General features: G+C 38.8%; 20 protein-coding genes. 13 read left to right on the forward strand and 7 right to left on the reverse strand.

Annotated elements, in window-relative coordinates; all coding sequences use genetic code 11:
* Positions 1-9: 9 nt before the first annotated feature.
* The 11 genes from H599_RS0103940 (at position 10) to H599_RS0104000 (ending at position 7,134) form a co-directional block, all read left to right on the forward strand.
* A complete protein-coding gene (locus tag H599_RS0103940) occupies positions 10-297 on the forward strand; it encodes a hypothetical protein (RefSeq protein WP_026712935.1) in 288 nt (95 codons plus the stop codon).
* A complete protein-coding gene (gene traM / locus H599_RS0103945) occupies positions 284-1,618 on the forward strand; it encodes a conjugative transposon protein TraM (protein WP_026712936.1) in 1,335 nt (444 codons plus the stop codon). The genes H599_RS0103940 and traM overlap by 14 nt, the downstream gene beginning before the upstream one ends.
* 24 nt (positions 1,619-1,642) lie before the next feature.
* Positions 1,643-2,542 carry a conjugative transposon protein TraN gene (gene traN / locus H599_RS0103950; protein WP_026712937.1) on the forward strand — a complete coding sequence of 300 codons (900 nt, stop codon included), beginning with the start codon at positions 1,643-1,645 and terminating at the stop codon, positions 2,540-2,542.
* Positions 2,543-2,566: 24 nt separating this feature from the next.
* Entirely contained in the window at positions 2,567-3,127 is a 561-nt protein-coding gene (locus tag H599_RS0103955; protein WP_026712938.1) for a conjugal transfer protein TraO, read from the forward strand.
* 12 nt (positions 3,128-3,139) lie between these two features.
* Positions 3,140-3,589 (forward strand): DUF3872 domain-containing protein, encoded by a 450-nt coding sequence (locus H599_RS0103960; RefSeq protein WP_026712939.1) that lies wholly within the window; start codon positions 3,140-3,142, stop codon positions 3,587-3,589.
* Between the two features lie 563 nt (positions 3,590-4,152).
* Positions 4,153-4,620, forward strand: coding sequence for a MarR family winged helix-turn-helix transcriptional regulator (locus H599_RS0103970; protein ID WP_026712941.1), 468 nt, complete (start codon positions 4,153-4,155; stop codon positions 4,618-4,620).
* Between the two features lie 10 nt (positions 4,621-4,630).
* Complete coding sequence (locus H599_RS0103975; protein WP_035141169.1) at positions 4,631-5,134, forward strand: hypothetical protein; 504 nt, start codon at positions 4,631-4,633, stop codon at positions 5,132-5,134.
* 262 nt (positions 5,135-5,396) lie between these two features.
* Positions 5,397-5,921, forward strand: coding sequence for a GNAT family N-acetyltransferase (locus H599_RS0103985; protein ID WP_026712944.1), 525 nt, complete (start codon positions 5,397-5,399; stop codon positions 5,919-5,921).
* A 31-nt stretch (positions 5,922-5,952) separates the two neighbouring features.
* Positions 5,953-6,327, forward strand: a complete 375-nt coding sequence (locus H599_RS0103990; RefSeq protein ID WP_026712945.1) for a VOC family protein — start codon at positions 5,953-5,955, stop codon at positions 6,325-6,327.
* Between the two features lie 209 nt (positions 6,328-6,536).
* Entirely contained in the window at positions 6,537-6,848 is a 312-nt protein-coding gene (locus tag H599_RS0103995) for a helix-turn-helix domain-containing protein (RefSeq protein ID WP_026712946.1), read from the forward strand.
* Positions 6,829-7,134, forward strand: a complete 306-nt coding sequence (locus H599_RS0104000) for a helix-turn-helix domain-containing protein (protein WP_035141143.1) — start codon at positions 6,829-6,831, stop codon at positions 7,132-7,134. Before H599_RS0103995 ends, H599_RS0104000 begins: the two co-directional genes overlap by 20 nt.
* Here H599_RS0104000 and H599_RS0104005 read toward each other — a convergent pair.
* On the reverse strand, positions 7,118-7,855 hold the full coding sequence (locus tag H599_RS0104005; RefSeq protein ID WP_026712948.1) for a YoaK family protein: 738 nt from the start codon (positions 7,853-7,855) through the stop codon (positions 7,118-7,120). The two genes, H599_RS0104000 and H599_RS0104005, sit on opposite strands and share 17 nt — an antisense overlap.
* Before the next feature lie 434 nt (positions 7,856-8,289).
* Between H599_RS0104005 and H599_RS0104010 the strand changes: the two genes are divergently transcribed.
* The gene (locus H599_RS0104010) at positions 8,290-8,541 is read left to right on the forward strand and encodes a hypothetical protein (protein WP_026712949.1); all 252 of its coding nucleotides are present in this window, start codon (positions 8,290-8,292) and stop codon (positions 8,539-8,541) included.
* Between the two features lie 24 nt (positions 8,542-8,565).
* Positions 8,566-9,009 (forward strand): response regulator, encoded by a 444-nt coding sequence (locus H599_RS0104015; RefSeq protein WP_026712950.1) that lies wholly within the window; start codon positions 8,566-8,568, stop codon positions 9,007-9,009.
* 102 nt (positions 9,010-9,111) lie between these two features.
* On the opposite strand, the gene rsgA is transcribed toward H599_RS0104015, so the two are convergent.
* From rsgA to H599_RS0104045, 6 genes are all read right to left on the reverse strand, one after another.
* Positions 9,112-10,164, reverse strand: a complete 1,053-nt coding sequence (gene rsgA / locus H599_RS0104020) for a ribosome small subunit-dependent GTPase A (protein WP_026712951.1) — start codon at positions 10,162-10,164, stop codon at positions 9,112-9,114.
* 464 nt (positions 10,165-10,628) lie between these two features.
* Positions 10,629-11,006 carry a hypothetical protein gene (locus H599_RS0104025; protein WP_155960738.1) on the reverse strand — a complete coding sequence of 126 codons (378 nt, stop codon included), beginning with the start codon at positions 11,004-11,006 and terminating at the stop codon, positions 10,629-10,631.
* A gap of 301 nt (positions 11,007-11,307) precedes the next feature.
* Positions 11,308-12,105 (reverse strand): PRTRC system ThiF family protein, encoded by a 798-nt coding sequence (locus H599_RS0104030; RefSeq protein ID WP_026712953.1) that lies wholly within the window; start codon positions 12,103-12,105, stop codon positions 11,308-11,310.
* Complete coding sequence (locus tag H599_RS0104035; protein WP_026712954.1) at positions 12,105-12,830, reverse strand: PRTRC system protein B; 726 nt, start codon at positions 12,828-12,830, stop codon at positions 12,105-12,107. The genes H599_RS0104030 and H599_RS0104035 overlap by 1 nt, the downstream gene beginning before the upstream one ends.
* Positions 12,831-12,841: 11 nt before the next feature.
* A complete protein-coding gene (locus H599_RS0104040; protein WP_026712955.1) occupies positions 12,842-13,996 on the reverse strand; it encodes a hypothetical protein in 1,155 nt (384 codons plus the stop codon).
* A gap of 17 nt (positions 13,997-14,013) precedes the next feature.
* The gene (locus tag H599_RS0104045; RefSeq protein ID WP_026712956.1) at positions 14,014-14,232 is read right to left on the reverse strand and encodes a PRTRC system protein C; all 219 of its coding nucleotides are present in this window, start codon (positions 14,230-14,232) and stop codon (positions 14,014-14,016) included.
* Between the last annotated feature and the right edge of the window lie 3 nt (positions 14,233-14,235).

Below are 14,235 nucleotides of genomic sequence, written 5' to 3' on the forward strand. Positions count from 1 at the left end.
TGTAAGGCTATGAAAAAATTAAGAGCAAATATGGACAGGTATTTTGACAAGCTGGATGAGCGTTGGCGAGCGTTGCCCTTGCGCAAACAGCACAAATATACGCTATACTTCTTTGTGGGGTATCTGCTGCTTACCGTGGCGGTCATTGGCAAAGTGATGTACGACACCTCAAAGTCCGGTAACGATATGGTCATTGAGCATATCGAGAACCCTGTCCTCAAAAAAAAGGAAAGCCCTGCAAGATTGCAGGACACATTATCAACAATTCTAAAAGATCAGATTTATGAAAGGAAATGAGAACAAAAAAACGGTTGTTCGGGTGACGGAGGGGAACCCGGCAGAAACCGCTGATGTGCTGCAAGACAGTACACAGAACAAAGCTGAAAAACTCAAAAAGCCACTCATTTTTGGCTTGATGGGAATTGTCTTCGTGGGCTGTATGTACCTCATATTTAAACCGGCTGAAGATAAAAAGGCAGTTGAGAACATCGGGCTGAATGATGCCGTGCCACAGGCTACCGAAGCAGAAATGCCCGCCGACAAGGGCAAGGCTTACGAGCAGGAAATGCTCGAACGCAAAGACGAGGAAAAACGCAATGCCCTTACAACACTATCAGACTATTGGAATACCGACACCAAGGAAGAGCCGACCGGTGAGCAGCTTCCTGAAGATGAGGAAAACAATAGCTATGGTGACAGAAACACAGGAAGAGACGGTAATCAGGCATTGAACAGCTACCGTAATGCGCAAAGCACATTGGGTTCATTTTATCAGGACAACAATTCGGAAACAATGGAATTGCGTAAGCAAGTGGACGAACTAAAAGCAAAGTTGTCGGAAAAAGATGTGCCACCTGTGGCCACCGTTGACGACCAACTCAAATTAATGGAGAAATCCTATGAAATGGCTGCAAAGTATCTTCCGCAAAATGCCAATACCGGAAATGCTGCTCCTGCCAACGGCGCAACTACTGGTGCTGCGGGTGCTAACCAAAAAGAGCAATTTGTATCGTTCACACCAACAAGAAAAAACATCGTATCAGCCTTGTACCGTGAGCCGTCGGACAGTGCCTTTGCAGCCGATTGGAGCCAAACAAAAAACCGTGGGTTTTATACCGCAGGTTCTACGGAGCAGGCAGTACAGCCTAAAAACAGTATCAAAGCATGTGTACACGAAGCCCAAACAGTAGTTGGCGAAACGGGTGTACGTTTACGATTACTGGAGACTGCCCAAACCCCTCAACGTACCATTCCCAAAGGAACAATTGTAACGGCTAATGCGAAATTCCAGAATGGCAGGCTACAATTAAAAGTTACCTCTGTAGAACTGGAGGGCAACATCATTCCGGTGGATATAACGATTTACGATTTGGACGGACAACAAGGCTTGTACGTTCCGTATTCGCCCGAAATGAATGCCCTTACTGAAATGGCTGGTAATATGAGCCAGACAGGGGGAACAAGTGTGATGCTCACGCAGAATGCCGGACAGCAGGTTGCCGCAGACCTTAGCCGTGGTGTGGTACAAGGTATTTCGGGCTATTTCGCCAAAAAAGTAAGAACACCGAAAGTTACCCTAAAAGCAGGACATCAGGTCTTCCTTGTATCTAAAAAATAATGTTGAACTCAAATAAATAAAACAATGAAAAATCATTTAAAAACTTTTTGGGCTCTTGCCCTGATACTCGTCTTTGCCGTAACAACTTATGCACAGGATAGTGCAACTGCGAAAACACCGCTTGCATTGGGCAAGATAGAACCGTACCGTATGGAAGTTACCTACGATAAAACGTCGCACCTGATTTTCCCGACCGCTATACGCTATGTGGATTTGGGTAGCGAATACCTGATTGCAGGGAAAGCGGAAGATGCGGAAAATGTGTTGCGTGTAAAAGCATCGGTAAGGGATTTTGAACCCGAAACCAATTTTTCAGTCATTACCAATGACGGACGTTTTTACAGCTTCAATGTGTATTACAGTTCCTACCCGGAGGCATTGAGCTACGACCTACTCACAATGCAAAAAGCGGTCGATAAAGCCAACGGTAACGATGTGCTTTTCGAGGAACTGGGCAACAATTCGCCTTCACTGGCAGGCTTGTTACTGGAAACCATTTACAAGAAAGACAAGCGCATTGTAAAGCATATCGGGGCTAAGAGTTTCGGCATACAATTTATGCTCAAAGGCATTTACATACACAACGGCAAATACTATTTCCATACGGAACTGAGAAACCGTACCAACGTGCCTTTCCAGATTGATTTTGTAAACTTCAAAGTAGTAGATAAGAAAGTTGCCAAACGTACCGTCGTACAAGAACGCCCGATGATACCGCTTCGTACCTATAAGCCACTTACGGAAATTTCAGGACAAACTACCGAACAGAATGTGTTCCTATTAGATCAGTTTACCATTGCCGATGACAAGGTATTGCTGATCGAGATTTTCGAGAAAAACGGTGGCAGACACCAAACACTTCAGGTAGAAAACTCGGATTTGATTAAAGCCCGATTGATTAGCGATATGCACCTGAAATTTTAAATAACAACTAAAAAGAGAATAGAAATGAAAAAGTATATCTATACCGTGATGCTACTTTTAGTAGGTATCACAGTGGTACAGGCACAACGAATGCTGCCCAAACAGAAAGGATTGGAAATAAGTGCAGGCGTATTATCCAATGACAAAATCGGCAATGATTACTACATCAGTGCCGCAATGACCGTAAACGGTAAGAATGGTAACTATCAGCTTTGGGCGTTGGAATATACCCACCAATACCACGACTATAAAGACCTCCGCATACCGCAGGAAACCTATTCCGCAGAAGGCGGTTACAGCTTCTTCTTGTTGGGCGATGCCCGAAAGAACATCACGCTGAATTTCGCCGTAACAGGTGTGGTCGGTTACGAAAGCATCAACCGTGGCGAAGCGATGTTGTACGATGGTGTGAAGATATTGAGCGAAGATAATTTTATCTACGGAGCAGGCGGTCGCCTCACTTTTGAAACGTACCTGTCCGACCGTTTTGTATTAGTCCTGCAAGGGCGTACAAAAGTCCTTTGGGGTACGGATTTACAACAGTTCCGACCATCGGCAGGTGTGGGATTAAGGTTTAACTTTTAAAACGTAAAAACGATGATAGCAATATTCAATAAATTCAGGACAGGGCTACTGCCATTATATGTACTCCTGACAATCCTCACAGCTTCGGTTATGTTGGTATCTTGCAGCAAAGACTATGACCTCGAAATACAGAACAATTTTCCTTTCGAGGTTAAGGTAATGCCAGTGCCGAAAGATGTTGCCAACGGGCAGACCGTTGAAATACGCATTACCATACAGCGTACAGGCAATTACAGCAACACGCAGTATTTTCTCCGTTACTTCCAGTTTGACGGACAGGGAACGTTGCAATACTACAATGAACCGCCATATCAGCCCAATGACCTGTACCAATTACCAACGGAGCAGTTCCGGTTGTATTACACTTCAACATCTGCCGTATCGCAGTCCTTTGATGTTTGGATTTCGGACAGCTTCGGGAATGAAAAGCAGATAACTTTTCAGTTTAACAGTAGCGATTAAGAGCAGTATTTCATTTTATAAAAAACGGCTTATCTGATGGGTAAGCCGTTTTCGCATTTAGTACACATCGTTTACAGGCTGAAACAAATATTTTTCGTAAATTCAAACATTGGAAATAAAGTGTTTTTGTTATGGTATCATCATTGGTAATAGGAATAATATTTGTGGTTGTAGGCTTGGGTTTGCGTTACTGGATTAACCGCAGAAAATTTTACAGGCGTAGTCCTATGGGGACAGAGGGCTTTTCCTCTTACGAAAGTTCGGTCTTCATTAAATTTATTGAACGGGTTGGTAAATGGATAGCTTATGCCTTGATTATATTCGGTCTGTTATCGCTGTGGGTTTATTCCCGTGAGAAAAAGGAGAAACAGCAGCCTGAAGTAACAACCGAGCAACCTACCCAACGCAGATAATTATTTCAGCATACATTTTACAAGCAAATCGGATAGCCCAAAAGGTTATCCGATTTTTTGTTTGAGATAAGACAGATTTTTCAATTATTTCTTAGACTATCGTATTTATAGGAAAATTTTATTTATTTTAGCAACTGAAATATTTAGCAAATGAATGAAAATAATCCCAATGATATTATCCAGCAATTTAGGGTAGCAAGCCGAAAATATTCGGATGCCTCGATTTTTATGCACGAAGCAATTGCACGCAAAGCAGGGCTTACAGGTTCAGATCATAAATATTTGGGGCTTATTCTGCAACACGACCAACTTACGGCAGGCGACATTTCAAAACTTACAGGATTGACAGGAGGTGCTGTTACTGGTTTAATTGATCGTTTGGAAAAAAAGAAACTTCTAAAAAGACAGTTCACTAAAGATGATAGGCGGAAAGTAATCATCATTCCCAATATGGAAAATAGTATGAAACTATTACAACCGATTTTTAGTGAGTTGCAGCGAAAAACTACTGACTTACTCGCCACATTTTCGGAAAAGGAAATCCAAATTATCAAGCGATATTTTACTGAAGCGACCGTAATAATGAATGAAACAACCAATAATCTAAATAATAAATAAAATGGTTAAAATGGAAAATCTAACAGTAGCATACTTAACAAGAGCCGAACTATGGCTTTGCATTACCACGCTCGTTTATTTCTTAATGAATGGAGCACAAATTTTTGAAACACTTGTGTTTGTTCCTAAATGGACAGCATCACCACCTGACAACTTCAATCTCTTATTGGACGGGAAGGGAGCAAGCCTGAAAAACTTTTGGATTATCTGTCACTCAATACACGAAGTTACTTTCATCCTTGCCATTATTTTCAGCTGGAAAATAGACCCTATTAGAAATTGGTTGCTTATCTTATTTGCTGTTCATTTTGCTGTAAGAGTGTGGACGCTTTCCTATTTTGCTCCAAACATTATTGATTTTCAAAAGGTAGCCGAAACGCCATCATTGGCAAAAGACCTGATAAACCGAACCTCGCTTTGGCAGACATTAAACTATGTACGAGTTGCCATTTTTGTAGCGGTGTCTATTGGGCTTATTCCATTGTGCATAAAGCTGTTTCAATTTCGGCACTGAAACGGCTTGGCAATAAACATTAACAATTATATCAACTAAATTAACTTTGACAACCAAAAACATGAGCAAAATCATATTTGGCTGAGGAATATCGCTTAGCGGCTTTTTTTGCAGACGATAACAGAAATTCTAAAACAATCCAAAGGGCAATATTTCTCCCAAAATTTATTATTCAATGGATGTTTAAACAAAACAGTATTTTGGACACTTGTCAGAAAAACAATGACCATTCCAAAACAAAATCTACAAAAAACAATTTAAAATGAACATTAGAAAAGAAGAAAGTAAAGATTACAAAGAAGTTTTTAACCTGATTAAAAACGCTTTCGAAAACGAAGTCTATACCGACCATAAAGAACAATTCTTGGTAGAGCGGTTAAGGAACTCTGAGGCATTTGTCCCCGAATTATCGCTAGTTGCTGAAGTTGATGGAGAGATTGCAGGCTATGTTCTGCTAACAAAGATTAAAATCATAAACAATGATTTGCAAAAAACATCGTTGGCATTAGCACCAATAGCCGTACTGAAAAAGTACCGGGGAAAAGGAATTGGAGGAAAACTAATTCTGGAGGCTCATCAAAGAGCAAAGGAATTGGGGTTTGGTTCCATTATTCTATTGGGGCATGAAAAATATTATCCAAAATTTGGATATAAAATGACAAAAAATTACGGAATCAAATTACCTTTTGAAGTTCCCGACGAAAACTGCATGTTAATTGAATTAACTGAAAATGCTTTAAAAGATGTTTCGGGGATAGTAGAATATCCGAAAGAATTTTACGAATAAAGAAGAGCAATAAAACATAAACTGGATAAATATGAAAGCAAAATTTGAAGCAGGAATTAACATCGCAATAAAGATTCCCAAAAGTAAATATGAGAAAACCGTTGCATTTTATAGGGACATTCTGAAGTTGAAGGTCGAAGAAAAGCCAATTGAAAATCCTACCGTTTCGAGAACACACGAAGTAAAGTTCGGAAACAATATCATCTGGTTGGACTGCGTGGACAACTATACACATTCAGAAACTTGGTTACAGCTTACGGTCCCTGACGTAGAAGAAGCGACAAACTATCTGCTATCAAACGGTGTGGAAACATGTGATGAAATTGAAGAACTTCCTGAAAACATGCATTGGATTCAAGACCCATCAGGAACAGTATTTAACTTGCAAAAGAGAGAAACCAAATAATAAAAAAAAACTCCTGACAACAGTATATAGGTACTATGCGTAAAAATCAATATTTGAACAAAATCGGATACCACGTTGGGGCATCCGATTTTCTGTTTTATAGGACTAGTATCCTGCCAAACACTACCTTTCAAAGCCAAACCCTACAACCTTTCCCAATCCTGCAATAAGCCTTTCTAAATTCGACTTCCACAGAAAAAGAGTAAACTATGGAAGTTATTGCAATACAAAAGTCCGCATTGGACGGTATGACGAATGAGCTAAGACAGCTTTTGGAAATGACCGAGAATGTCACCCAAAAATATATTCCGGTTTTCAAAGAGGAAAAATGGCTCGATAACCAGGAAGTTTGTTTGATGATGAACATTACCAAGCGGACTTTACAGACCTATAAGGAAAAAGGGTTATTACCTTATTCCAAGCTTAACCGCAAAAATTATTATAAACTCACGGACGTACGGGCTTTGCTGGAAGCCGGACATCCGTACAATACAAATGGTAATGGATCTACTGACGAATGAGGCCGAAGAAATCATCGAACAACAGGAGATGATAACGCAGTTACGAAGCTATATCGAACAAATACTGAAAAACTACCGTCCTGTAATGAACGGGGAAATATACCTGTCAGGCGAAGACGTTTGTAAGCTGTTACATATCAGCAAACGTACTTTACAACAATACCGTGATGATAATATCCTGCCGTATATTCAGATAGGTGGTAAGATAATTTTCAAACAATCAGATCTGTTGAGAATACTGGAAGAGAATTATACCGGACAAAATGGCGTCAGTGATATTTTCTGAATTTTCTTTTCAGAAAGTAGTACCGGAACAACAAGCGATCATACCACAGAGCGAAAAGTAGTAACCCTACCGGAAGTAAAAGTGTGCGTAATTCAAAATACGCATAAGTAAAGCCGCCTATAATACACCCCAGAAAGAAACAGCAAATGATAGCCAGCTTTAAAAAGATACTTTTATTCAATTGTATCCGTGCTGGACGATCTTTATAAAAAAACAGTTGTGACAGTTCTATTCCAAGGTCAGTAAACAAACCTGTTAGGTGTGTAGTTCTTACTACCGACAGGGATACCCTTGTTACTAATGCGTTCTGTAATCCCATAGCAAAAAGCAGAGCAGACGATAAAATAATTGAAAATCCAGGATATTCGTTCGGAACTAAAAATGTTGAAATGCTAATCGCCGAGAATATGAATATTTCAATGAATATGGGTATAACATAAGAAGTTTGCGGTTTATATTTTGAAATCCATTCTATAATAAGACTTGAAATGAATGCTCCAAACAGAAAAAACAAAATATAAAATAAGTAAGCGAAAGCCATTTTGTAATTTCTTAAAACAAGTTCTTCAGAAAAAAACGCAAAATGTCCTGTTACATTAGTAGTTAATGTTTGTAATTCTAAAACACCAGTAATATTCACTATACCTGCTACACCGGATAATATTGAAGCTAATTTGAGGTTGTGTGTATAAGTTCGACCTTTGCCTTTATGTCTAAACATTTATAGATTTCTTTTATGACAAATTTACAAAACTGTTTTTCCTAATTGATCTAATTAATTGTATTTAAACAATATGCCTACCTGAAAAATAATCCATAAGAAAACGGGTACTCTGAGTTTATTACAGCAGAATTGCATCTCTCATAAAAAATAGTTTGATTGTAACCTTTTTTTGCTCATATCTCTTCCCATAGAAATGAGTTTAGTATCTTTGCTGTACATATAGAAAATACTTAAAGTGTTTTTGCTTTAGGTCTCGATATTAGAAACTGGTAATTTTTAAATCCCCGAGACAAATAAGTAAGAACGCTCATGCTATGGCGTGGGCGCTCGCTTATTCGGGGAAGGGCGTACCAGTGCCTTAATATCGATAAGTGTGGTTGCCTGCGCCTCTTTTTTTGCAACGCTCCACATCTGTTAAAATTATCGAGATTATGGAAAAGGAGCTTATATTTTACCCCGATTTTGACCATCCTGCGTCACAACTATCAGCGTTTTCCCTCTGCATCGATGCTTTTATCATATCCCTTAAAACTGGTGAAATCGTAAAGTTTAAGCCTACTGAAATAGCTCATTTTAAGGAATGGCTAAATCTTGTCAATGTTAGGGATATTGAGGTTAATGATGGTCTATCCTCTGGTAGTGAAATGCGTAACTTATCCAAAACCTCGCCACGGATTTTTTAAACTAATTAAACCCAAAAAAAGAAAATGGACAATAAAGAAGAAATAATTAGGGTTGCTATTATTGATGACCACGATTTGCTTAGAAATGGTATATGCCAGTTTCTCAACAGTTTCGGTTTTGCAACGATATTTGAAGTAGAAAATGGACTAGCAGCTTTGGAAAAAATAGAGAGAAACCACCTTATACCGGATGTTTGCATAGTAGATATAAATATGCCTGTGATGGACGGATTTGAATTAACTAAAATATTGCGTAAAAAATACCCTGCCGTAAAGGTTATAGCATTCAGTGTTAACGATGATGAAAAGAACGTAATAAAAATGCTCAAATTGGGTGCTAGTGGTTACGTTCTAAAAGGAGCAGATCCAAAAGAATTGGAAGAAGCTGTCAAGGTTATACACAATGGCGGTAGATATTTTAGTGTGGGAGTAGCAAAAATCGCACAGGAATATTTCAATATACAATAATCAACGAAACTATTACTGTCATATTTAATCTATTTGAAATAACGATATATAATACAGATGTTCCACCTAATAATGAAACATCTGTAGTGACTAATAGGAACGTTAACGTCTTTTTATTCTCTTAGCCTCATCTGAAATTCTGGAAAAAGACTTATCTCTTTTGCGTTTTTCATGCTCGGAGGTAGAAAAATACCAGGATTCTTTTTGCAATTTGAGGTAACTATTGTACGCTTCCAGCTCTAAAAGACCGGTGTTTACAGCTTCGACAACTGCACAGCCAGGTTCATCGACATGCATACAATTCTCAAAACGACAGGATTCTGCAAAATCAGAAACATCGAATATCTCTGATAATGTCTCAGAATTGTCTGAGGCTAAACCAAACTCTCTAACGCCGGGCGTATCTATTAATATCCCACTATCCTCCATCAACACCATTTCTCTTCTTGTTGAGGTATGCCGACCTTTGCCTGAGGATTTGCTTATTTCAGATGTAGAAAATACTGTTCGTTCACATAATGCATTGATTAGGGAACTTTTTCCAACCCCAGATGATCCTACAAATACAATTGATTCTTCCTGTTGGATAAATTTTCGCACAGGAAGTATTGTTTCGGGAGAAAGAATACTTGTGAAAAATATAGGCATTTGACGGGCAATATGTTTCAACGATTTATCTACCTCGTGACGATTAAACTCCAAATCAGATTTAGTGAGTATCAATATCGGTTGAATATTTTCTTCTAATACCTGAACCATAAAACGTTCTGTTCGGCGAACACTGAAATTGATATCAAGGCTTTGTACGATAAATGCCTTGTCAACATGGGATGCTATAGCTTGCCGGTCGGACAGTGTGCCACTTTTTCTTCTGTATAATGTATGCTTACGTGGTAAAATATCAACGATTATTCCTTTATTATCGTCAAAAGGTTGAAAGATAATCCAGTCACCTGTACACGGAAGTTCAAATGATGACCGTCCATAAAGTACATTACCTGCCAGTTCGCACAACAGCCGGCCACTCTGGGCAATGACCTCATAATTGGTTTTGTTTACTGCAGCAACACGACCATGATAAAGATGTTTATATTGTGAGGCTTGTTTGAGTTGGAACAGAGTATCGTTCCAACCATATAATGATAAGTTATTCACTGCTTAATAATAATTTAAAATGATTAAATAAAACTGCTTAATTCTTTATCATCCGAATATTTGTTCCATACCAATCACCTTTGGTAATACGTGAACTACCAAACCGATGATTTTAGAAACAAAACACCCGGAATTAGGCAATCATTCCAATCGTCAAACTATAATATGTGAATAGTTGTCTTTTCATAAGGAACAAAGATAAAAAAAACTATTCTAATAATGTCGAATGAGATATTTAACACAGCCTTAGATATTACTTATCGTAAGCACTTGAAAAAAATGCTAAACAACAAAAGGGGATAGTGAATATCCCATGCAATAATCTCGCAACCTGTTTGATGAAATGTAAGAAGTGGAATTTGTGTAACGATAGATTTTAGAAAAGTGGTTGTACCGATTGAATGCAAAATTGCGTTTCCGAACGCAGGAAGGAATAGAATTTTCGTAACAACTATTAACATGTATTACTTACTCTTATTTTTTAATGATATCACACTTGCAGTATTGAGTTCGAAAAACACAAGTAATAAAATCACCAGTATTTCTATTGATAAATAAGTTATACCAAAAGTTGTCAGTTCTGACGAGTGATAGATTAAAACTCCAATGGTTAAAGCACAATAAACAATATTGATTACAGAAATTGAAATGAGAAATGACATCCAACGATGTTTTACTCCAATAGAACAGATTGTTGAATAAAAAGCCATTAACAATGCAATCAACGAAAGTTTAACCCAAACAACTTCTGAAACACCAAAATTCAAACTGAACTTTTTTGCAATCAAAAAAAGAATAAGAGACGATAGTAGCGCTCCCATTGCATCTACTACGAAAAGCATTTTAGGATTTCTTGAACACTGAATTATGATTTTATTTATTATCCCTATCACTTTTATATTTTTGAGCATTATTACTTATCTACCTCTAATTTGATACCTCAATATAGTATTCAATAAAAGTAGTATAATTTTAGGGATGATGAATATCCCGCGCAATAAACTCTCAACCTGTTTGATAAAATGTATAGAGTGGAAATTGTGGAGCGGTACATTTTGGCAAAGGGGTTACACCTATTTTAAATGCGAAAAGGCGGTTCCGACCAACGGAAGGATGCGTCTTTTCGCCGCCCGATTTTGGCTGTCAGGCGACTTTTAGAGGTTGGGCTTGGAAGTTCTTCAAATTAAGGAAAAAAACCCTGTTTTCGGTCATTCCATAGCGGAGCATAGACCACAATAGAGAACAACCCATTTGAGCCAATGTCGCATTGATATACAAATCCTGTTTTTCCAATGCTTCTGCTAAACTACAACTTGGCGTATCGTCCGACTGCTCGGACTGTTTCAGCAGTTCGCCATATTCATCCGTAACCATTGGCAGGCTTGCCACCGTTTCGTATTTCTCGGAGTTGGGTTGTTTAATCTCTCCGATAGTAGATAGTATCACTTGCCCTGTATGTTGGCTGTTACCAAAATCCAACCAATACTTTGGTTCGTCACGGTTGGCTCTCCGTTTGCTCATAGCTTTAAGCATTTCAGCAATATCAAATCGTGTCTGTACATTGTCCACACAAGTAATATAAATGGTTGCTTTTGCATTTTCGGGAAGTCCACCGAAATTATTACGTTCAAACTTTTGGGCTTCCGCTTTCCAATTTGTACCCATAAACCGATTGACACGGTTTATCAGAGCTACGGATTTGTACAATACTGTTTCACTCGGTGCAAATCGCTGTCTGCCCAGATTGGCTTCCGTGATAATGTCATCGTCCCACAAACGTACCTGCAATCCTGGGTGTTGCAATTCTGTTAGGCTGTGGCTCATTTCCATTAAGGCTGTCAGTACCTTTGAACCTGTGCCACCTGCTCCAATCAAATTAATTTCAATGGGGTTGGTCGGGCTTATCAGATAGTTGTCCGTAAAATGAACTTTTGTTTTCATTATAATAGGTTTTTAAGGGTTTGGTTATTCGGTCTCAATACTTCTTTTGGAAAGGGGGTCTCCGTGTTCACAAGGTCTTTCCAAAGGTTTACGCAATTGCCTTTTATAGGATTATGATTGCCCAATAAATGGCTGAAATAGGAATTGAAAAAGTAATACTCCCAAGACTGTATAAATTCTTCCACCGAAGCGGATTTTTTAATATCAACGCTTACCGTTCCCATACATACTTTACCATCTTCATAGATGTTGAAATATGGCGTATGATACAATTTTGTCTTTTCTGTTGGTCTTCTGTCGCTTGCAAGGGCAAACACACTCAAACCGTTTTTACTTGCTTTCCAAAGCATTGGCGGTACTTGTGCTATTCCGTTTGGAATTTGCAGACTATCTACAAAATACATCTGCCGTTGCTGTGCTTTGGTGTACCAAATTACTGCACCTTTATCCGCATTGGGATTGATGTGCAAAATGTTGGTTGGCAAAATTCCGTTTGATTTCAGAAAGGCTTTGTTCTTTTCCTGTTCGGTATTGAGTGCCTTTGCCAAAACATTCGCTTCCTTTACCGTTAAAGGGTGGGCGTTGATAGGATTGCCGTTCTTGTCCATATCAAAATGTTCTACATATACATCGGTATTGCTTCCTTTAGTTTCATAGAATACCAAAGCCGATTTTGGGTGGTACAATGTACCGAAGTCCTGTGTTATATCGTTAATCGTTTCCATAGTTCCAATTTTTAGAATGTATGTAAAATGTCGCTTAGACTGTGCAGTAGTCCAAATAGTCTGTTTTCAAAGCAAAGGTTGTTGGCGGTTATATCCCTGCCGTCAAACATTTTTTGGATAATGGGTTCTTCCATTTGTCCGTATTCTTGCATTTCGGTGTTGACCGATTCTATTAGTGTTTCATTCAGCCAACCTTTGTGGTCAGCATAGAATGAAATATACTTTTCCATACCGATAATGTTCTCCATATCTTCCTCCGATGCTTCTCCGTTTGGTTTGGCATTGCGGAATACGCTTTCATTCGGATAGGTCTGATAAAGGGCAAAGGCTTTTTTTGCTACGGTTAAACACTCTCTATCAAAATCATCTTTAGCTTTAAAACTGTTGATACGCTGTTCAAATACGGTCAGATTAATGCGGTTGTAAATCCGTTGTTCCATATAATCCCCGATGTATTCCGCTTGTTTGATTTCGGCAAGATAAACGGCTGTTTGCTCGGTTTGGTCATCCATTTCAACCCAATCGTTCATCATTTCGTACATCCAATACAGATAACTTGCTTCCTGTCTGTAATACGGTATGTCGGCTATGTGATACAGATAAGCACATACGGACAATAACAAATGGGCGTTTCTTTTCCGATTACGGTCGTGCAACATTCGGTACAACGACGCAACGGGAATGTAAAAAAGTGTTGCCCCTGTATTGTAGCGTTCCTCACTTACAAAATACGTTTTCTTACTATCCTGTACTAAACGTATTTCTTCCCAATCCAAAACCTTTTGCTTTAGTTTTTCTTCCATATCCGACATTGCCAAAGCCATATTGTATGGATATGGAAATTGTTTACTCTGCATCGGTTCAATTTGATAATGCTCGGCAAGTTTGGAAAGGGACTGAAAAAAATCCCTTTCCGTCTTATCCGATTTCCTGTAAGCCTGTCCGGTTTTGGTTTCTTTCAGTTTGGGCAGAAACGTACACTTTAGAAAACCATTGGCAACATCGCTGTCGGTACTGATTTGCGTTTGTCTTTCCGCACTTCGTTTGCATCCTTTGGCTTTTGCATCCAATTGGCGAACTCGTTCAATTGGCGGTGCAACTGCCGTTGTCTTTGCTGTTCGGGTATTGTGATAGTTCCCGATAGGATATGTTTGTGCATAGTTCATCACTTTAAATATTTGGTTTAACCTTTCGTTCCCATTACGCTTTCAAATTTGTACTCTACTACATCATCTTTAATTTGTGGTGCAGATGCTTTTGCGGTTGTAAGTATCGGGTACATATTGGCGTAAAAATTCATTACGGCTTCCACGCTCCAACGTGGTTCGGGGTCGGTCAGTCTGATGTCCTGTCCTTTATCTTTGAGTATAAACACTCGTTCTAATTGCGTTGCTAATAACATAAT

The sequence above is a fragment of the Flavobacterium daejeonense DSM 17708 genome (assembly GCF_000425425.1).
GTDB classification, from domain to species: Bacteria; Bacteroidota; Bacteroidia; order Flavobacteriales; family Flavobacteriaceae; genus Flavobacterium; species Flavobacterium daejeonense.